The organism is Candidatus Pedobacter colombiensis, assembly GCA_029202485.1.
Taxonomy (GTDB): domain Bacteria; phylum Bacteroidota; class Bacteroidia; order Sphingobacteriales; family Sphingobacteriaceae; genus Pedobacter; species Pedobacter colombiensis.
Genome location: CP119313.1, coordinates 1024851 through 1045741, shown reverse-complemented (window position 1 = coordinate 1045741; position 20891 = coordinate 1024851). Strand labels below are relative to the sequence as shown.

The following is a 20891-nucleotide window of genomic DNA, read 5'->3' as shown; positions in this document are numbered from 1 at the left end:
GATGATGAAGATATGTTTGTGGCCATCCTTGAACTTAATTTGAACAATGCCTGGTAATTGCTGCATCCATTTCCTTTTGTATGGTATCAGCGACAATTAACCTTGTATTAAAATGATTGGCCCCCTTCACAATTTCAATGTGGATATGGGCATTAACAAGCTTTATTTTATCACGGAACGCCATTACGGAATTTTGCAAAAGAAAATTGTCATTTTCTCCGGCATAGATCCTGATTTTGTTGCCAGCATCTTTTTTAATTTCATGCCAGTTTTGCTGAACATAAAGCGCCAAATCATAGGGCTTCCACGAATTGGCAACTGCTTTATTGATCTTGCCTGTTAGGGGGTTAAAAAGTGGTTGTGGTCTCTTGTCTTTTCCCGGCACACCAAATTCGGCTTCAAAAGACTGTGTTTGTCCACCATCTCCTTCCAGCTGTTCTTTTAGGGACATCTTTTTTAAGGTAGAGGTAGCTTTACCGTTGATGATGAAAATCCCTCTTTCATTTTTTTGAGGGGTATAAAAATAGTTGTCGTCTTTATAGATATCAATGCCGGTAAAGCTGCTGAAATCTACAGGGTCCGGTGAAGTTGCCCAGCAACCGCCAAATTTATCAGGAAAGTGCAGGGCGAGCCAGATGGCCCCATAACCGCCCGAACTCTGCCCGGTGATTAAACGATGCTTAGTTAATTTACTTATACTGAATTGGTTTTCGAGATAAGGAATAAGCTCTGTAACCAAAGCTGTTCCCCAGGGACCGTTCACCCTCGAATCAACAAATGCATGTAAACCATAAGGTGTTTGTGTTTCAGGATTTAGAAAGACATATATTTTTTCTTCACCCTTGCCTATACCATACGCATTTTGCTGTCCTTTGTTATAGACATTGTGATGTGTACCTCCCCAACCGGGTATGACATAAACTACAGGATATTTTTTATCAGAGTTGCTTTGGTAAGAAGGAGGTAAAACCACACCAGCTTTCATAAAAATAGGTTCACCCCTAAATTTTGTTAATAGATCAGATTTTAAAACCACTTCTTTAACTAAATCACTTTGTTTAAATATTCTTTCAGGAAAAACGTTAGACAAGGTTAACGTGGGCAAAGCCGTCACGCCATAATCAAACATAGCTACCACTTCCGTTCTGGTATATAAATTGCCAGGTGCATTATTTCCCCGCTCCTTAGTATTGGTATCCAGTATAGCTACCAGTTTATAAAAACCCCTTTTCAAAGAATCCAATGGTTTTAAATAGGAAAAAGACGCATGGTCTAAAGTCTGGGTTTCGCCTGCTTTCCAATTCTTAACTGTAATGGCAAAAGCTGGGGTATCTTCCTGTACCTGTCCAAATGGTTTGCTGGTATCAGCCTGTGTATAAACCATTAATCGACCTGTATAAGGGCCTTTTAAATCTTCCGCAAGTTTAACCAGAATTTTATTCTGTGCCTGTATTCTAAGTGTGAAGAGAGAAAACAGGAGGCATAACTTCAATATATATTTCATAATGACAAATCGGATTTTAAGACGGGAAACATTATATGGGGATATTAACCATTAATTCATATGGTAATTATTCTTGAAAGGGCATACATGAACCAATTGTTTTTTCATTGCATATATTATTAATATCTGCAAATTTGCCAAACACGCAATAAGGTATAAAGCATTGTAGACAGACCGCCAATTATGGTAGACAAACTGCATAATTTTAATCCGTTATTCAATGTAGCTATGCAGATAACAACAGGGCACCCATCCTGGGTTTGTTATCTGCCGAACCGGGCATACAGATCGAGGGTTTATCTCTTGCAGAGCATATTCCCGCACCTCCCCCAAAAAATCAAATCAATTACCCCTGGCGAATTATCCGCTCTATAGGGACTGGGCTTTTCTTATTATTTGGCAGTCATTACGCTGGTTTATTTGATCATCACTTTTAAGATATGGAAAGGCAATTAAGACCGAACTGAAGAATGGTTCTAAAAAATAAGTAATACATGAAACCTAACATCTATCAGATAGAATATCCAATTATCCCTGTATTTTTCCGGTTTCAGGAGTGGAAGAAGACAAAATTTCGTAAAAAAATTAATCCACATTTGTTAGACCAAAACCAATTTTATTACAAAATCATACTTTAAACTGTTTAAACCAAGATTTTGCATAAACCCTTGAAATAGTGCCTGTATTTGTTAATTTGGCGGTTTTCGTTACATTTGGAATATACCAAAACCAAATACTATGTATCAACTAACTGTAGCTCCTGACAAGGTAAATGAAATTCTAAGTAAACACATTTTGGCTGATGGGTTTGATTTAACCTACGATATGGAACAAAGTCAAGGTGCTTATATTTACGACTCTAAAAACAAACGTACCCTACTCGACTTTTTCACATGTTTTGCTTCAGTTCCTTTGGGTTATAATCATCCTAAAATGATTAATGATGAAGGTTTCAAAAAGAACCTTTTACAGGCTGCTTTAGCCAACCCATCTAACTCTGATGTATACACTCAACAGTATGCGCAATTTGTTGATACCTTTTCCAAACATGGTATACCAGATTATCTGCCTCATGCCTTTTTCATTGCAGGTGGCGGACTAGCAGTCGAAAACGCTATAAAAGTAGCAATGGACTGGAAAGTACAGAAAAATTTTGCCAAAGGATATAAAGAAGAAAGAGGTTTTAAAGTATTACATTTTGAAAAAGCCTTTCATGGTCGCACGGGCTATACCTTAAGTTTAACCAATACCCTTCCCGATAAAACCAAGTGGTTTGCTAAGTTCGATTGGCCAAGGGTTTCTGTACCTGTGGTTAAATTCCCTTTACAGGATGAGAATTTAAAAGTAGCCATCGAAACTGAAGCCATTTCTATTGCCCAGATCAAACAGGCTTTTGCGGAAAATAAAGATGATATCTGTGCAATTATAATTGAACCCATACAATCTGAGGGGGGTGACAATCACCTGCGTGAGGAGTTTTTAATCCAGCTAAAGGCACTTGCGGATGAGCATGATGCTTTTCTTATTTATGATGAGGTGCAAACAGGTGTGGGACTAACCGGAAAGTTCTGGTGCCATCAGCACTTTAGCGAGAAGGCTCGCCCGGACATTCTTGCATTTGGCAAGAAAATGCAGGTTTGTGGGATATTGGTAGGACATAAAGTAGATCAGATTGAACATAACGTATTTAACGTTCCTTCCCGCATCAACTCTACATGGGGCGGTAATTTGGTTGATATGGTTAGATCTTCTCAGATTCTGGATATTGTTGCCGAAGATAACCTATGTGAAAATGCAAGAATTGTTGGCGATTATTTAAAAATAGGTTTGCAACAATTAGCCGCCAAATATAGTATTATGAGTAATGTTCGCGGTCGGGGCCTGCTTTGTGCTTTTGATTTTGCAGATAAAGCTACCCGCGATGCCTTTATACAAAAAGGAATGCAGCACGACGTGATGTTTTTGGGATGTGGCAATCAAACTATTCGTTTCAGACCCGCACTGTGTATCGAGAAAAAACATATTGATGAGGGCTTAGCCATTATGGACCGTATATTACCGACTTTATAATGGGCAATATAAAATTAAACACTTTACTATCCATACTGGTTATTGCCTTAATCGTATGGATGGTTAAGGGCACATTCTTGCAACCTGGGGTTAACGATTTGAAAGGTGGCTTTAAAGAAGTTGCGCATTACCGTAATGACAATAATACGGGTCCTATTCAACATGTATTTTCGGTGACCGTAAAAGATACAGCGGCTACCGAGCTAGAGACATATGGTAATTTCATGCCGCATCATAAAGGAGGAAATACCAAAGTATATTTCTTTTTAATAGGCACTGAGGTACCAGACAAGCTTTATGCAGGAAAAATCAACTTTGATCCGCAGTACAATCCATATTGTATTGCACTTTACGAAAAGACCGCAATGGGCAATACCAGTATAAAAAAGTATCCTTTTAAAAAACTACCTTAAGTTAAACAGGTTATCTACCCCCAATAATTTACGGGAAGTAAAGCCTTCTCCATAGGTAGCACCAACAGCTTTACCAAATTCCCGGGCGCGGCCAATAACACTTTCAAAAAATTCCGGCGAAGAAATATAAGTATCAGGTTCATCCAGTTCAGGATTGAAAAACTGTGTTTTAAATGCTTTGATAGCGGCTATTTTAGTTTCAAAATAGGGTGTAATGTCAATAATTACATCAGGTTTGATGTAGCGGTCCTGAATATACTGGAATATCAATTTTGGTCGCCATGCATGTTGTGCTACACCATCAAGTTGTGTGCTTATTTTAGACAGCCCTGATAAAAAACAGGCATCATTGGCTAAATCTGAAGCCCGACCATGATCAGGATGTCTATCGTGTAGCGCATTAGTTAACACAATCTCCGGCTGGTATTTGCGGATCATTTTAACCACCTCCAGCTGATGAGCTTCATTATTTTCAAAGAAACCATCTCTAAACCTCATGTTTTCACGTGCATGTAATCCCATAATCACCGCCGAATCGGCTGCCTCCTGGTCACGCATTTCAGCAGATCCACGGGTTCCTAACTCCCCTCTTGTAAGATCAATAATTCCAACTTTCTTTCCTAATGCGATATGCTTTAAAATAGTTCCAGAGCATCCCAGCTCTGCATCGTCCGGATGGACGGCAAGGACCAATATATCTAACTTCATACTATAAAAAAATTAAAGTAACCGCTGTATTTTCTTCTTTACTTTAGAGGAAACCGGCTTTGTAAATGGGAAAAAGTAATCGACTACTTCCCCATCTTTATTAATGAGGTATTTATGAAAATTCCACCTTGGTGTGGAAGTTTGTGTAAGAAATTTAAATAATGGGTGTGCATGTTCACCACGCACCATGATTTTCTCAAATACAGGGAACTGCACACCAAAGTTTACTTCACAAAAAGTGTTAATGGCTTCGCCTTCTAAAGGTTCCTGTCTCCCAAAATCATTTGATGGAAAGCCTAGAACTTCAAAATGTTCTGGGCCAAATTCATCCCTAAGCTGCTGCAGTTCCTTTAATTGAGGGGCAAAACCGCAGCCGGATGCAATATTAACGATAAGCAATACTTTGTTTTTATAGTCGGAAAGCTTCTTTTCAGTCCCATTAATGAGCTTCACCTTAAATTGGTGTACACTTTTAGATTGATTAGACATAGTTCTATTGATAAAACCCGGATGAAACAATAATAGACTCAATGTCTCTATCGTCCTGAGGGCTATATGTACTTTTCAGATTATGGCCTACTACTCTTGCTACAGACTGGTAGACAAAGGCAGTAACACCACCCTTTGTTTCTTTGATAATATCGTAAGTAGTTCGTCCCAACTCACGGTCTATTAATTTGGTTAAAATTTGTCCCTGAGTAATGGTTAGTTCTTTGATCTCTCTATTAAACATCTCCTTTATCTCTTTATCACATTGTTTAACCAATTTTTTTTGCTCCCTTTTGTCGCCGGTTACGGCAAGGTCACGCTCTAGTTGCTCATATCTTCTTTTAGCAAATAAAGCATAGGGCATCACTTTCATTACATTATATCGTAATCTGTTATAAGCTGTCTGATCCGCCTGAGATTTGAAGATCCTCATCCCATAGATCACTACTTCATTTAATGGTATCCATGGAATCATTTCTCCATCTACATTCGTTGAAGCTACCCTTATTGTATCATTTTTTCCCATTACCGGCATTTTTACAGGCGTAGAACTCACCTGCGCTTTGGCGGAAGCGCCTGTAATCATGACAATTAAAGGAATAAACAACCTATAAAAATTCATAAATTTATAACTACTTCAAAGTTAAGCCTAATTTTATATTTTTGTTTCATTACTAATCTAATATACCCATTTCAGCATAAATAGGTGTATTTTTTACGTAAATAATACAAAAGAACCATTCATAATTGTCAATACATGACAAACATTTATTTGGTAGAATTATTGTATATTAAAGGGATAACGAAAATATAATGAAACCATTATGTCTGATGGCTTCATTAGAAGTAAAAAAACAAATACAAAACGAATGAAAAACGCATTAGTGATAGATTTAGAAGCGGAGAAACAGGAGATACTGAAAAGATACCGTGCCCTTTTGCGTGCCTGTAAACCAACCATGCAGCGTGGTGACAAGAAGGAGATTAGAAAGGCTTTTGATATGGCCCTGGAAAGCCATAAAAACATGCGGAGGAAATCAGGAGAACCTTATATCTACCATCCAATAGCCGTAGCACAAATTGCAGCCGAAGAAATTGGACTGGGAACAACTTCGATCGTTTGTGCACTATTGCACGATGTGGTAGAGGATACTGACATTACTTTAGAAGATATTGAACGTGAGTTTGGTAAAAAAACCGCTAAGATTATTGATGGACTGACTAAAATATCCGGTGTCTTTGATTACAACAGTTCCCTGCAGGCAGAGAACTTCAGAAAAATGCTGCTTACGCTTGCTGATGATGTAAGGGTGATCCTGATCAAACTGGCCGACCGCCTGCATAACATGCGTACCATGGATTTTATGCCAAGGCAAAAACAACTCAAGATCGCCTCAGAAACCATTTATCTGTACGCACCCCTTGCCCATCGACTTGGTTTATATGCCATTAAGTCGGAGTTGGAAGATCTTTCCATGAAATATCTGGAACCTGATACTTATAAATACATTGCCACGCAATTAAATGAGAAAAAAGCGGAAAGAACGCTGTTTATCAAAAGGTTTGTGGAACCAATAAACGAGATTCTTGCCGAGCAAGGACTGACAGCTGATATTTATGGTCGTCCAAAATCCATACATTCCATATGGAACAAGATGAAAAGTAAAAACATTCCATTTGACGAAGTATATGATCTTTTTGCGATCAGGATTATTCTGGATAGTCCACCCGAAAATGAAAAGGCCGACTGCTGGAAAGCCTATTCCATCGTAACTGATCTTTATCGTCCTAACCCCGACCGCTTACGCGACTGGGTGTCGTCGCCAAAAGGAAATGGCTACGAATCATTACACACTACTGTAATGGGTCCTAAGGGACAATGGGTTGAGGTACAAATCCGTACACAACGGATGAATGAAATTGCTGAAAAAGGTTTTGCGGCACACTGGAAATATAAAGAATCGAGCAATGACAATGGCCTGGATCAGTGGATCATGAAGGTAAGGGAAATGCTGAACAATCCTGAAGCCAATGCTTTAGATTTTCTGGACGACTTTAAAATGAACCTTTTCTCGGACGAGATCTTCATTTTTACCCCTAAGGGTGCTTTACTTCAATTGCCACTTGGTGCAACGGCTTTAGATTTTGCTTTTGAGATCCACACGGATGTAGGTGCAAAATGTATTGGTGCTAAAGTAAACCACAAGCTGGTTCCTTTATCGTACAAATTACAAAATGGGGATCAGGTAGAGATCATTACTTCCAGCAAGCAATCCCCTAAGGAAGATTGGCTAAACATTGTAGTTACTGCCAAAGCCAAGTCTAAAATTAAATCCTCATTAAAAGAGGAAAAGAGAAAAATAGCAGAGTTAGGTAAAGAAACACTGGAGCGCAAAATGAAGTCGCTAAAGATTACTTACAATACCGACAACTTAAATAAGCTAAGTTACTTCTTTAAATTGCCTTCTACGCAGGAGCTTTTCATTGCTGTAGCAAAGGGAAAAATCGAGTTAAAGGACTTAAAAGATTACCTGGCCAGCGAAAAAGAAATAGAAAACCGCGGCGCTGAAAGAAATGACCATCAGCAAATTGATGCTTTATTGAACAAGGTAAAAGGTCCTGAGTCGGACATTTTATTAATTGGTGAGGATCTGCAAAAGATAGATTATACTTTAGCAGCTTGCTGTAACCCCATTCCCGGTGATGATGTTTTTGGTTTTGTAACTGTTAATGAGGGTATAAAAATACACCGTACCAATTGCCCGAATGCTGCACAGCTGATGGCCAATTATGGTTACCGTATAGTAAAAGCCAAATGGAACAGACAAAAAGAGCTGACCTTCTTAACCGGTTTGCATATTATCGGTATTGATGATGTTGGTTTAATCAATAACATCACTAAAGTTATATCAAACGATTTTAAAGTAAATATGCGTTCTATAACTGTAGATACAGATAATGGTATTTTTGATGGATCAATAATGATCTTTGTAAATGACAAAGAACACCTGGATAACCTGATTAAAAATCTGTTAGAAGTGAAAGGTGTAACGGGCGTTACTCGTTTTGATGCCTAAAAATAACAATAAATCATAGCGTTTATATAAAAAAATGATACCTTTGAAAGGAGTTTAAAAACTATGTCGACAAACCACAACAGCGAGTTGGTTAGGAAAATATTCGAAGCCTACCTCGAAAATAAAAGTCTGAGAAAAACACCGGAACGTTTTGCCATCTTAGAAGAAATTTACTCAAGAGATGACCATTTCGATGTAGAGACCCTCTATATCCACATGAAAAATCAAAAATACCGTGTGAGCAGGGCTACGGTATACAATACTTTAGAGTTATTGGTTTCATGTGATCTGGTTACCAAACATCAGTTTGGTAAAAACATGGCTCAGTTTGAGAAATCTTATGGCTATCATCAACATGACCATATTATCTGTATTGATTGTGGAAAAGTTGTAGAATTCTGCGACCCGCGTATCCAGCAGATACAAAGTATGGTTGGTGAGCTATTAAAGTTTGAGATCAAACACCACTCTTTAAATCTTTATGGCGTTTGTTTCGATTGTGCCGCTAAAGCTGCGATGAACAATCAGAATGCTGACATTAAACATGCAAGTTAACCAATATAATATTTCCATTTTTAAATTTAAATAATGACGCAAGTAGACGTGCTTCTGGGCCTGCAATGGGGCGATGAAGGCAAGGGAAAAATTGTTGATGTACTCAGTCCACAATATGATTTGATAGCTCGTTTTCAAGGCGGTCCGAATGCCGGCCATACTTTAGAGTTTGATGGCAAAAAGTTCGTTTTAAATACTATACCTTCAGGTATCTTCAATGAAAAAACAATGAACCTGATTGGAAATGGTGTGGTAATTGACCCCATCATTTTAAAAAGGGAATTAGATAACCTGAAAAAAGCAGGTCATGATCCTGTAGCCAAAGGCAAACTGGTAATTGCCCGTAAAGCACACCTTATTTTACCTACACACCAATTGCTGGATGCAGCAAATGAACAAAAAATGGGTAAAGATAAAATAGGTTCTACCTTAAAAGGAATTGGTCCGACTTATATGGACAAGACCGGTCGTAATGGACTAAGGGTTGGTGATACGACCTTACCTGATTTTAAAGAGCGTTACAACAAGCTTGTTGAAAAACATAAAGAAATACTTTCTCATTATGAGTTTGAATATGATCTTACAGAAAAAGAAGCAGCCTTCTTTGAAGCGATTGAATTCATCAAAACCATACCTCATGTAGATAGTGAGCACTATGTAAATGGCTTCCTTAAAGAAGGAAAAACGGTATTGGCTGAAGGTGCACAAGGAACATTATTGGATGTAGATTTCGGTTCTTATCCTTTTGTAACTTCTTCAAACACCACTACTGCCGGTGCATGTACCGGTTTAGGTATTGCACCTAATAAAATCGGTCATGTTTATGGTATTTTTAAGGCTTATTGTACCCGTGTTGGTGGTGGTCCTTTCCCTACTGAGCTGGACGGTGAAGTTGGAGAAACCCTACGTCAAGTTGGTCATGAGTTTGGTGCAACTACCGGACGCGCTCGTCGTTGCGGATGGATTGACCTTCCGGCATTAAAATATGCAATTATGCTGAATGGGGTAACTGAGTTGATCATGATGAAAGCTGATGTATTGGATGGTTTTGATACCATTTATGCCTGCACGCATTATGAGCACAATGGTGAAACCATTGATTATATGCCATACGACATCATTTCTGTGAAACCGACACCGGTTTTAAAAGCAATTGATGGCTGGAAAACAGATGTAACCAAAGTAAACAAAGTAGCAGATATTCCAGCTAAGCTAGCTGATTACATTGCTTTCCTTGAAAAAGAACTGGAAGTGCCTGTTAAATACCTTTCTGTTGGACCAGACAGGGTACAAACACTGGAATTAAACTAAGATTTTTTAGATTAAAATACGCAAGGGCTGCTTCATAAATCATGATGCAGCCCTTTTTATTGGTGCTACTCTGATCCTTATTTTCTACATTTGCGCCCAATATGAACGGCAGGGATATACATTCTTTTAAACAAAAGGCACTGGCATGGGCTGCTTCTTTCGAAGTGTGTTGTGTGCTCGACTCCAATGGTTACACAGATCCCTACGGTAAATTTGATTTGCTCCTTGCTGCCGGCACCAAAGCGGAACTGAATGCTAAATCCGTAAACAAGTTTAAGGAGCTTAAAACATTTTACGAGCAACACCAAAACTGGATGTTTGGATTGCTTGGCTATGATCTTAAAAATGAGACAGAGCAATTACACTCGTCAAAACCGGATTACATTAACTTCCCTGAACTATTTTTCTTTGTTCCTCAATACCTGATTGCGATTAAGGGAGACCAAATAAAGGTAATTATTGGCGATCCGGGACTGATAGATTTAATCGAACATACGGAGCTTGATATGACAGCTATCCTCAACGGGGATAAGCAAAATATTCCTATACAAAACAGAATTTCTAAAGAAGTGTACCTTAAAACTGTTAAGGCCTTACAAGAGCACATTGCACGTGGCGACATTTACGAGGTTAACTTTTGTCAGGAGTTTTTTGCCGAGCACGCGGTGATCAATCCTGTTTTAGTCTATCATAAGCTTAGCGATGTCTCCCCCACTCCATTTGCCGGATTCTTTAAAATAAGAGATCAATACATCCTATCTGCAAGCCCTGAAAGGTTTTTATGTAAAAGAGGCAACAAGCTCATCTCTCAGCCTATTAAAGGCACTGCAAAGCGCAGTGCAAACGCGAAGGAAGATCAGCAGATTAAAGATGCATTGAGGGAAAACACAAAAGAACAGGCCGAAAATGTAATGATTGTAGATCTGGTACGTAATGACCTTACAAAATGCGCCGTAAAAGGAAGTGTAAAGGTTGATGAGCTTTTTGGGATTTATGGTTTCCCCCAGGTTTTCCAAATGATTTCAACCATTAGCTGCGAGCTCAATCCGGATATACATTTTATAGATGCCATAAAACACACTTTTCCGATGGGTTCCATGACCGGTGCGCCGAAGGTAAAAGCAATGAAACTGATAGAAGCACATGAGTTTAATAAACGAGGGGCTTATTCAGGTGCTTTTGGCTATTTTAGCCCTGAAGGTGAATTTGACTTCAATGTCATCATCCGCAGCATCTTGTATGATGCGGGGAAACAATATTTATCCTTCCAGGTTGGCGGGGCGATCACCTATGTTGCTGACGCAGAAGCCGAATATGAAGAATGTATGTTGAAAGCTTCAGCGATTATTCAAACGCTGAAGCCATAAAAAAGATCACCTTAAGGTTTATAATATTTCATTGCCTCTGGGATATCCCTTTGTATTTGTGCAATACGTGTAGCATCACTAGGGTGCGTGCTTAAAAACTCAGCTGGTTTCTGACTTCCGGCAGAAGCTGTAGCCATTCTTTGCCAGAAAGCAGTAGCATTTTGAGGATTGTATCCGGCCATAGCCATAAAGATCAGGCCCAATTTATCTGCTTCCAACTCCTGATTACGTGAATATTTAAGCATCACTAATGGCGTACCTACGCCATACAGGGTATTGAACAAAGACTGAGTTTTAGGATTATTGGATAGCGCAGCACTTCCAACAGAGCCAAGTCCCTGAGAAACCATTTCCTGAGACATACGTTCTGCACTATGTCCTGCAATAGCATGCGCAATTTCGTGGCCCATTACCGTAGCCAGACCTGCATCATCTTTGGTAACGGGAAGAATACCGGTATACACCACTATTTTTCCACCAGGCATACACCAGGCATTCAATTCTTTACTTTCTACTACGTTTACCTCCCACTGGTAATCCTTAATCAGGTTACCATAGTTGTTATTGTTCATATAGACTTTTACGGCAGCAATGAGCTTATTGCCTATCATTTTAACCCTTGATGCCTGTGCATTTGATGCAGACAATACCGCACCTTTATTTTCGGTCAGGAATGTAGTATAAGCCTGAAATGCCATTGGTAAAACCTGGTCATCACTTACCAGATTCAATCTACTACGCCCTGTTAAGGGAACAGTAGAGCAAGATGAGCAAGCTAAACCAATTACGGTTAGGCCTGCAATGAATACTTTTTTCATCAATTTTTAGTTTAATTCGTTTTCTTCTTAAACAGGTATACTTTGGATTCTTTACCTTTTAACAGTCTTTCCAGGTTTTTTTGATGTGTCACTAAAATGAGTACACAAACGCACATTCCATATAAAACCTCAGATTTTATTGATGAATGTAACACAAACACAATGCTTAACGGGAAGGTAAAACCGGCACATATTGAGCCTAATGAAACGTAATTTGTAATCAATAACACCGTAATGAACACCAGAACACAAAGCATTGCTGCCGGGAAGTTAACTGCCAAAATCATTCCAAAAAGAGTGGCCACTCCCTTGCCACCTCTAAAACCGGCAAATATTGGGAATAAATGCCCCATAACGGCTGTAACACCAAGAGCCAGTTCGTAATTAACGAACTGTGCAGAATTTTGCGGACCGGTAACCGACAATCCGATGAAATAGGCCAACTTGGTTGCGGTATACCCTTTTGCGATATCTATAGTCATTACGGCAATACCGGCCTTTTTACCCAACACCCTGAAAGTATTGGTTGCACCAGCATTTCCACTTCCATACTCTCTTACATCAACACCATAAAATGCCTGTCCCAGCCAAACTGCGGTAGGTATAGAACCAAATAAATAGGCTAAAAGAACCGCCGAAATAGAATAGATAGAAATCATAACCTAACAGGCTTTTAAACTCATGTCTAAACTTTTAACAGAATGTGTTAATGCGCCCATAGAGATATAGTCTACGCCGCAGGCTGCATATTCTGTTACATTTTCTTCTGTAATACCGCCAGATGCTTCTGTAATATACTGTTTATTAATCTTATTAACGGCTGCTTTCAGGTCGCTGAAACTAAAATTATCAAGCATGATCCGGTTTACATTTCCGGTTGCAAGTACCTGATCAAGTTCTGAAAGATCCCTGACTTCAATTTCGATTTCTAATTGTTTACCCTTCTCTTTTAAATACTGATTAGCTGCATTAATGGCATTGGCAATTCCTCCGGCGTAATCAACATGATTGTCTTTGATCAGGATCATATCATATAAACCAATTCTGTGGTTTACACCACCGCCAATACGCACTGCCCATTTTTCCAGATACCTTAAGCCTGGAGTAGTTTTGCGGGTATCTAACAATTTGGTAGAATAGCCCGAAAGCATTTTTACAATATGGTTGGTTTTGGTGGCAATACCACTCATACGTTGCATGCAATTTAACACCAAACGTTCGGCAAGCAGGATAGATTGTGCGTTCCCTGAAACGGTTAAAGCAATATCGCCCACCTTCACTTCGGCACCATCGTTAATATATACCTCTGTAATTAAGTCTGCATCTACCTGTTTAAAAATTTCGAGCGCAAGCGCTACTCCAGCTATGATACCGGCTTCTTTTATCAGTAATTTTGCTTTGCCCTGAGCATTCGCAGGGATGGTTGAAAGAGAGGTATGATCGCCATCACCTAAATCTTCGACAATAGCATTTTTTATAAATTGGTCTATGACTTGTTTATCCAAAATTAATATTTAAACCCAAAAATAGCATTTTTACTATTATTTATCAGGCTCTATCCTTAATTCTGTAATAAAAAAAGCATTTGATGATTTTTTTAAGGTAATGGAAACCCTGAATTTCCCATTCTTTGTATGTAAAGAAAGTATGCCAAACCTGAAATTTGGGTTGGTATTAATGAGATGAATCACCGATGATTTAACAGGCGGATATTTAATAAAAAAATTTCTTAGAATCTGTTCAGCCTGAGCTTTAGAGTATACATCTTCCTCGTCGATGATGATTAACTCTACAGAAGAAGAGAAGCTTGCGGCGATCTCTTTTGCATTACCAGCCTTAAAATGATTAGATAAATTGTCTATAATATCGCCTTGAAGCGTATAAGAGGAAAGAAATGGAGTAAAAAAAACAAATAAAAAAAGTAAGGGCTTTATCATCTCTGTATACTAAATGAAGGAGCCCGCATAAATTATGCCATTAATAGATCATAAAAAAGAAATTGGTTCAAAAAAAAAGGCACAATAGACTTATATTTGCTAAGTTCAATAAAACACTAAAACAAAGCGAACCACGAATGAACAACAAAAAAGTAGTACTACTAATTCTTGATGGCTGGGGATATGGAAAACAAGACAGCTCTGATGCTGCTTATGCAGCCAATACCCCATTTTTTGACTCCTTAATCCAAAAATATCCGAACTCAAAACTTGAAGCGTCTGGTGAAGCTGTAGGTTTACCTGCGGGACAAATGGGGAATTCTGAGGTTGGGCACATGAACCTGGGCGCAGGAAGGATTGTGTATCAGGAGTTGGGAAGGATCAATAAAGCGATCAGCGATAAGACCCTTCATCAAAACCCGGTGCTACTTGATGCTTTCAGCTATGCTAAAGACAACCATAAAGCAGTTCATTTTATTGGATTGACTTCTGATGGAGGCGTTCATGCGCACATCAACCACTTAAAAGCTTTATGTGACGCTGCGACTGAACAAGGCTTAAAAGATGTATTTGTACATGCCTTTATGGATGGAAGGGATACTGATCCAAATTCGGGGCTTAATTTCATTAAAGATCTTGATCATCACCTGCAAAATACTTCTGCTAAAATTGCCAACTTAATTGGCCGCTATTATGCAATGGATAGAGATAGTCGCTGGGAAAGAGTTAAACTGGCATACGACCTGCTTACTAAAGGTGCTGGACAATCGACAAGTGATCCGGCAGCTGCTATTGAACAATCTTACAAAGACGGAATAACTGACGAATTTATAAAACCTATAGTAGTTACTCAGGCAAACGGGCAACCTGTTGCGACCATACAACCAGGCGATGTGGTTATTTGTTTTAACTACAGAACAGACCGGGGAAGAGAAATTACAACGGTACTTACCCAAACTGATTTCCCTGATTTTGGTATGCATAAATTGCCGTTGTATTATGTGACCATGACCACTTATGATGAGAGTTTCGAAAATGTGAAAGTCATCTTTACAAAAGACGACCTTTCGGAAACGCTGGGTGAAGTATTGGAAAAACACCATAAAAGTCAGATCCGCATTGCAGAAACGGAGAAATATCCACACGTGACTTTCTTTTTCTCGGGAGGCCGTGAGCAGGTATTTGAAAATGAGAAAAGGATCATGATTCCTTCTCCAAAGGTTGCTACTTACGACTTACAGCCGGAGATGAGTGCTGCGGGAATTACGGAAGCCATTTGCAAAGAACTGGAAACCGGAGGGGCGGATTTTGTATGTTTAAACTTTGCTAATCCTGATATGGTTGGCCATACAGGCGTTTTTGATGCTGTTGTTAAGGCGGTTGAAACAGCAGACCGTTGTGCGGAGCTGGTAGTAAACAAAGGAATTGAAAACGGATATTCGTTTATCATCCTTGCCGATCATGGTAATTCGGAATTTATGATTAACAATGATGGCTCTGTAAATACCGCCCATACAACTAACCTTGTACCTTGTATTTTAATAGATAAGGATTATACAAGTATAGCGGACGGTAAACTGGGTGATATTGCTCCTACCATCCTGAGTATAATGGACATTCCTAAACCGGCAATCATGACCGGTAATAGCCTGGTATAATGAAAAAAACTTTTTGGCTATCTGGTATCGTTTTGATTTTTTACAGCTGTAATCCGGCTGCAAAAAATCAAAATGATACTTTAAATTATTTTGACATTAAAGGCTATTTTGAAAAGGAAGCATTGCGACTTAACAAAAACAATCCATTGCTAACGAAAACGGTAGTGGTAAATGGTGCTGCCGAAACCAGAAAAATCCATATTCCGGACTGGAAAAAGGAGTTGTCTATCTTTTCTGATGCAGAAATTAACCGAAGTGCATGGAAAGGTCTGTTTGGCACAACAAAAAACAATGAACAGGAACTTTATACTTCCGACAATGAAAAGGTACCGGTAAAGGAAGTATTGATCACTAAAAGAAATGGCCGCGTATACGGTATCCGGATCCTGGTAAAAAACACCAATATGCTTTACAATTCTGCAGATACACTGTCTTATTATCCTGATAGTCTATATCAGATAAATAAAAAGCAGCACATCAAATTGATGGCTGCAAAGAATTATAGCATTACAGGAAAATTCAAGTAAGGAGCAGTTTATTTCAAACTGGTAACCTGTGCTTTTACATAATCAATCAAAGAAAGAATATCTTTTCTCTGAGGCTGAACCAATAAAACTTTCTGAAAATCGGCAATAGAATTATTAAATAAAGCTACACAGCCTGTTTTCTCTGCTTTGGTTTTAATCTTATAAGATTTATAAATCGCATAATCTTTATAAGCCAGTGCCCTATTTTGTAGTAGCTGAGTATCTTCTTCCCCATTGATTTCTATTGCCTTCGTGAAATCTTTAATTGCTGCCTGGTAAAAGCTCTCACGCATATTGTTTAAAGATTCCTTAGGGTCGTTCGCTACATTTTGTCTGGCTTTACCACGATAATAATAGGCTGAATAATCTGAAGGTTTTATAGCAATTAAACGACTGTAAGTATCTATAGAGCTTTCAAAATCACCACATTGAAAATAAGAATAACCCAACATTTTCAACACATTAACGTTATTAGGGCTCTTTGTATCTGCTTTTTCCAGTTGACTCACGGCACCTTTGTAATCCCCCTTCATCATAGCCTGCATGCCTAGCTTATCATAACCACTATTTTGTGCAAAAGTGGTGGATGCAGAAAAAACAAATAACATTAAGATTGCTTGCTTGAAATAGTTCATTAACTTTTGTTTAAAATATAAATGTATTTAAAAGGTTAGATATAGACAACTATCATACCATTTGCAAATATCTAACTTAAACGCTAAATAATTCAAATTATGATCTATTAATTAATTATTATTGAGGCATGACTTTTTAACAGGGAAAGGCCGACAATTTCATTTTGGCACAGGAGTTGAAAATATACCAGTAGCATACAATTAATAATTTTTAAACGACATGCTGTCAGATTGTCGTTTTTATTTAAGAAAGACTTATTTAATGAGTAAACGAGATCAATTCGATTTTAGCAACGCACTACCTATCATAAACGAAGACACTGAATTCTTTCCATTGATGTCCCAACAGGATGAAGATGAAATGAATAACGAGGATACTCCAGGGGTTTTACCTATTCTTCCACTTAGAAATACTGTACTTTTTCCGGGGGTTGTGATTCCTATTACTGTTGGCAGAGATAAATCCATAAAACTAATAAAAGAAGCTTATAAGGGCGATAGAATCATTGGCGTAGTTTCTCAGCGCGATGTTTCTATAGAGGATCCTACATTTGAACAGTTAAACAGTGTAGGTACAGTAGCTCATATCATTAAAATGTTACAAATGCCTGATGGCAACACTACTGTAATTATACAAGGCAAGCAACGCTTCCGTTTATTGGAAGAGGTACAGTCTGAGCCCTATATAAAAGTAACCATCAGCAAGTTTGAGGAATCCAAGTTTAAAGCTGATAAAGAATTTAAAGCACTAGTGGCCTCTATTAAGGAGATGTCCAGCCAGATTATTCAGTTATCGCCAAATATTCCCAGCGAAGCCGGTATTGCGCTTAAAAACATAGAAAGTACTTCTTTCCTGATCAACTTCATCTCCTCAAATATGAATGCGGATGTTGCTGATAAGCAAAAGATGCTGGAAATGACAAATTTGCGCGAACGTGCAATGATGGTAATGGAATTGCTGACACTTGAACTTCAAATGCTTGAGCTGAGGAATCAAATTCAGAGCAAAGTACGTGTAGACCTTGATAAGCAGCAAAGAGATTATTTCTTAAATCAGCAGCTAAAAACTATACAGGAAGAATTGGGAGGCAACTCCACAGACCTGGAATATGAAGCCCTGGAAAGCCGTGCTAAGAAGAAAAAATGGGAGCCTCAGGTTGCCACACACTTTAATAAAGAACTGGAGAAATTGGGTCGCATGAACCCTGCGGCTCCTGATTATTCGGTACAGATCAACTACCTTGAGCTGTTGCTTGACTTACCCTGGAATGATTTTACCAAGGACAATTTCGACTTGAAACGTGCGCAACGCGTGCTTGACAAAGACCATTTTGGACTGGAGAAAGTAAAACAGCGCATTATTGAGTATTTAGCAGTGCTGAAACTTAAGCGCGATATGAAAGCTCCTATCCTTTGCCTGGTAGGCCCTCCGGGGGTTGGAAAAACCTCCCTTGGAAAATCCATTGCCAAAGCCCTAAACCGTAAATATGTACGTATGGCTTTAGGTGGTATAAGGGATGAAGCAGAAATCCGTGGACATAGAAAAACTTATATTGGTGCCATGCCGGGCCGTATCATTCAATCTATTAAAAAAGCAGGTGCTTCTAATCCTGTATTTGTATTGGATGAGATTGATAAGGTAGGATCAGATTTTAGAGGCGACCCTTCTTCTGCCCTATTGGAAGTATTGGACCCTGAGCAAAACAGTGCTTTTAATGATCACTATGTAGAAACGGATTACGATCTGTCGCACATCTTGTTTATTGCCACCGCTAACTCACTCAGCACTATCCAACCGGCATTGTTAGACCGTATGGAGATTATTGAGGTAAATGGTTATACTATCGAAGAAAAGATAGAGATTGCTAAAAAATATCTGTTGCCTAAGCAAAGGGATATACATGGTGTAAAAATTAAGGACATTGCTTTAAAGGGTGCTTTAATTGAAAAAGTAATTGAGGATTATACCAGGGAATCGGGTGTGCGCGGACTGGAAAAAACTATTGGATCACTCGTAAGAGGCGTGGCAACTAAAATTGCCATGGAAGAAACCTATGATCCGAACCTTAATCAGGATGATGTTCAACGTATCTTAGGTGCTCCATTGTACGACAAAGATCTGTATGAGGGGAATGAAGTTGCCGGTGTTGTTACCGGATTGGCATGGACACAAGTAGGTGGTGATATTTTATTTATCGAAGCCAGTTTAAGTCCGGGTAAAGGAAAGTTAACCTTAACGGGAAATCTGGGTGAGGTAATGAAAGAGTCGGCCATTATTGCGCTTGCTTATTTACGCGCCCATGCCGAACTTTTTGGGATTGATTATGCCTTGTTTGATCAGTTTGATGTGCACGTTCACGTTCCTGCGGGCGCTACTCCTAAAGATGGCCCTTCGGCAGGTATAACCATGCTTACCGCGCTAACGTCGGCCTTTACACAACGTAAGGTAAGATCTAATTTAGCGATGACCGGCGAGATTACACTTAGAGGTAAAGTGTTACCTGTAGGGGGCATAAAAGAAAAAATACTTGCCGCAAAGCGTGCGAATATAAAAGACATCATTTTATGCAGATCAAACAGGAAAGATATTCTTGAGATCAATGAGAGTTATATCAAGGATCTTCATTTCCATTATGTTTCTGAAATGAAGGAGGTGATCGATCTTGCTTTGACTAAAGAGAAGGTAAAAAATCCACAAAATCTGACCGTTAAAATTACACCTGCTACGGACAATGGCTAATTGTTTAGCAGACAGAAAAAAATAATAGTTAAAAAGCGTTCAGAAATTCTGAACGCTTTTTCTTTTAAAACTAATACCAATCTGATAACTTTACAGCATAACCAGCAATTGACGGATGAAAAAATTACTTCTTGCCCTAACTACAATTTCCCTATTGAGTATCAATTCTTATGGGCAGACTTATAAAAACGAATTTGGATTCCGCAGCGATAATGATTCATACCTGGCCCAAGGTTCTGACCGCTATTACACCAATGGTTTATTTATAAATTTTAGAAGGGCATTGGACCAGCAAACCTTAAAAGCAGGATTAGAAAAAAAGACTTACGAAATTACTGTTGGTCAGGAAATATACAATCCGTACTCAGGATACGCCCCGGATCCAGCCAGACAAGACCGTCCATTTGCGGGTTATTCATATGTGGGTGGGACATTGAACTGGTTTTATAGCAACGAAAGTATTTTAAAAGCGAGTGCAAAAATTGGTACCACAGGTCCGAACTCTCTTGCTGAAGACGCACAGGAATTCTTACACAAGACAGCGGGCTTTTATGAACTTGGAGGCTGGGAGTACCAGATCAAAAATGCAGTAACATTAAATCTTTCTGCTCAATATACCAAACTGTTACACCGTTCTTCAAATCTTGCTACAGATTTTTCTTTTGAGGGCTATGCCAATGCGGGAACTACATTTAGTGGGGCCGGTGCCGGTATTTTATTTAGAGCGGGTGGTCTTAACCAGCTTTTCAACTCTGCCTATACCAATGCTGTAATTGGGAATAATCCAAAAACCAAAGCGCTGGTAAAAAGAGAGGTGTTCTTTTATGCAAAGCCTCAACTAAACTTTGTGGCTTATGATGCTACTATTCAAGGCAGTATGTTTAACAACAATGATCCCATTACTTTTGGTATAAAGCCAATAGTATTTGCTCAGCAGGTCGGCTTCAATTACAGTTCACAGCGGTTTACTTTTGATTTTGGAATGATCTTTAAAACCAAAGAGGTAAAAAGTACAGCGAGAGCACATCAATATGGATTGATCAGCCTATTTTATCGCTTTAACTAGTATGCATTAGCCAACG

General features: G+C 38.8%; 19 protein-coding genes. 10 read left to right on the top strand and 9 right to left on the bottom strand.

The window, feature by feature from the left end; all coding sequences use genetic code 11:
* Positions 1-34: 34 nt before the first annotated feature.
* Positions 35-1504, bottom strand: coding sequence for an alpha/beta hydrolase-fold protein (locus P0Y49_04175; protein WEK20336.1), 1470 nt, complete (start codon positions 1502-1504; stop codon positions 35-37).
* 738 nt (positions 1505-2242) lie between these two features.
* On the opposite strand from P0Y49_04175, the gene lat reads away from it, so the two are divergent.
* Positions 2243-3574, top strand: coding sequence for an L-lysine 6-transaminase (gene lat / locus P0Y49_04170; GenBank protein WEK20335.1), 1332 nt, complete (start codon positions 2243-2245; stop codon positions 3572-3574).
* Entirely contained in the window at positions 3574-3987 is a 414-nt protein-coding gene (locus P0Y49_04165) for a hypothetical protein (protein WEK20334.1), read from the top strand. The genes lat and P0Y49_04165 overlap by 1 nt, the downstream gene beginning before the upstream one ends.
* On the opposite strand, the gene bshB1 is transcribed toward P0Y49_04165, so the two are convergent.
* From bshB1 to P0Y49_04150, 3 genes are read right to left on the bottom strand one after another with little or no spacing between them, the layout of a single operon-like run.
* Positions 3979-4695: a bacillithiol biosynthesis deacetylase BshB1 gene (gene bshB1, locus P0Y49_04160; protein ID WEK20333.1), complete on the bottom strand. Its 717-nt coding sequence runs from the start codon at positions 4693-4695 to the stop codon at positions 3979-3981. The two genes, P0Y49_04165 and bshB1, sit on opposite strands and share 9 nt — an antisense overlap.
* A 12-nt stretch (positions 4696-4707) precedes the next feature.
* Positions 4708-5184: a glutathione peroxidase gene (locus tag P0Y49_04155; protein WEK20332.1), complete on the bottom strand. Its 477-nt coding sequence runs from the start codon at positions 5182-5184 to the stop codon at positions 4708-4710.
* Positions 5185-5188: 4 nt separating this feature from the next.
* Positions 5189-5806: a DUF4294 domain-containing protein gene (locus P0Y49_04150; protein ID WEK20331.1), complete on the bottom strand. Its 618-nt coding sequence runs from the start codon at positions 5804-5806 to the stop codon at positions 5189-5191.
* Between the two features lie 247 nt (positions 5807-6053).
* Here P0Y49_04150 and P0Y49_04145 point away from each other — a divergent pair, with 247 nt between their 5' ends.
* The 4 genes from P0Y49_04145 (at position 6054) to P0Y49_04130 (ending at position 11494) form a co-directional block, all read left to right on the top strand.
* Positions 6054-8261, top strand: coding sequence for a bifunctional (p)ppGpp synthetase/guanosine-3',5'-bis(diphosphate) 3'-pyrophosphohydrolase (locus P0Y49_04145; protein ID WEK20330.1), 2208 nt, complete (start codon positions 6054-6056; stop codon positions 8259-8261).
* A gap of 63 nt (positions 8262-8324) precedes the next feature.
* Positions 8325-8816: a transcriptional repressor gene (locus P0Y49_04140; protein ID WEK20329.1), complete on the top strand. Its 492-nt coding sequence runs from the start codon at positions 8325-8327 to the stop codon at positions 8814-8816.
* Between the two features lie 33 nt (positions 8817-8849).
* Positions 8850-10127: an adenylosuccinate synthase gene (locus P0Y49_04135; GenBank protein ID WEK20328.1), complete on the top strand. Its 1278-nt coding sequence runs from the start codon at positions 8850-8852 to the stop codon at positions 10125-10127.
* 101 nt (positions 10128-10228) lie between these two features.
* Positions 10229-11494 (top strand): anthranilate synthase component I family protein, encoded by a 1266-nt coding sequence (locus P0Y49_04130; GenBank protein WEK20327.1) that lies wholly within the window; start codon positions 10229-10231, stop codon positions 11492-11494.
* 11 nt (positions 11495-11505) lie between these two features.
* Here P0Y49_04130 and P0Y49_04125 read toward each other — a convergent pair whose 3' ends face one another.
* From P0Y49_04125 to P0Y49_04110, 4 genes are read right to left on the bottom strand one after another with little or no spacing between them, the layout of a single operon-like run.
* Entirely contained in the window at positions 11506-12312 is an 807-nt protein-coding gene (locus P0Y49_04125; GenBank protein ID WEK20326.1) for a M48 family metallopeptidase, read from the bottom strand.
* A gap of 11 nt (positions 12313-12323) precedes the next feature.
* Positions 12324-12971, bottom strand: a complete 648-nt coding sequence (gene plsY / locus P0Y49_04120; protein WEK20325.1) for a glycerol-3-phosphate 1-O-acyltransferase PlsY — start codon at positions 12969-12971, stop codon at positions 12324-12326.
* 3 nt (positions 12972-12974) lie between these two features.
* On the bottom strand, positions 12975-13817 hold the full coding sequence (nadC, locus tag P0Y49_04115) for a carboxylating nicotinate-nucleotide diphosphorylase (protein ID WEK20324.1): 843 nt from the start codon (positions 13815-13817) through the stop codon (positions 12975-12977).
* Positions 13818-13853: 36 nt separating this feature from the next.
* Positions 13854-14249: a DUF4783 domain-containing protein gene (locus P0Y49_04110; protein ID WEK20323.1), complete on the bottom strand. Its 396-nt coding sequence runs from the start codon at positions 14247-14249 to the stop codon at positions 13854-13856.
* A gap of 137 nt (positions 14250-14386) precedes the next feature.
* On the opposite strand from P0Y49_04110, the gene gpmI reads away from it, so the two are divergent.
* Entirely contained in the window at positions 14387-15907 is a 1521-nt protein-coding gene (gene gpmI / locus P0Y49_04105; GenBank protein WEK20322.1) for a 2,3-bisphosphoglycerate-independent phosphoglycerate mutase, read from the top strand.
* On the top strand, positions 15907-16434 hold the full coding sequence (locus P0Y49_04100; GenBank protein WEK20321.1) for a hypothetical protein: 528 nt from the start codon (positions 15907-15909) through the stop codon (positions 16432-16434). The genes gpmI and P0Y49_04100 overlap by 1 nt, the downstream gene beginning before the upstream one ends.
* An 8-nt stretch (positions 16435-16442) precedes the next feature.
* Here P0Y49_04100 and P0Y49_04095 read toward each other — a convergent pair whose 3' ends face one another.
* Entirely contained in the window at positions 16443-17069 is a 627-nt protein-coding gene (locus P0Y49_04095; protein ID WEK20320.1) for a tetratricopeptide repeat protein, read from the bottom strand.
* A gap of 262 nt (positions 17070-17331) precedes the next feature.
* Between P0Y49_04095 and lon the strand changes: the two genes are divergently transcribed.
* Positions 17332-19809 (top strand): endopeptidase La, encoded by a 2478-nt coding sequence (lon, locus tag P0Y49_04090; protein ID WEK20319.1) that lies wholly within the window; start codon positions 17332-17334, stop codon positions 19807-19809.
* A 115-nt stretch (positions 19810-19924) separates the two neighbouring features.
* A complete protein-coding gene (locus P0Y49_04085) occupies positions 19925-20875 on the top strand; it encodes a lipid A deacylase LpxR family protein (protein WEK20318.1) in 951 nt (316 codons plus the stop codon).
* Positions 20876-20891 lie beyond the last annotated feature (16 nt).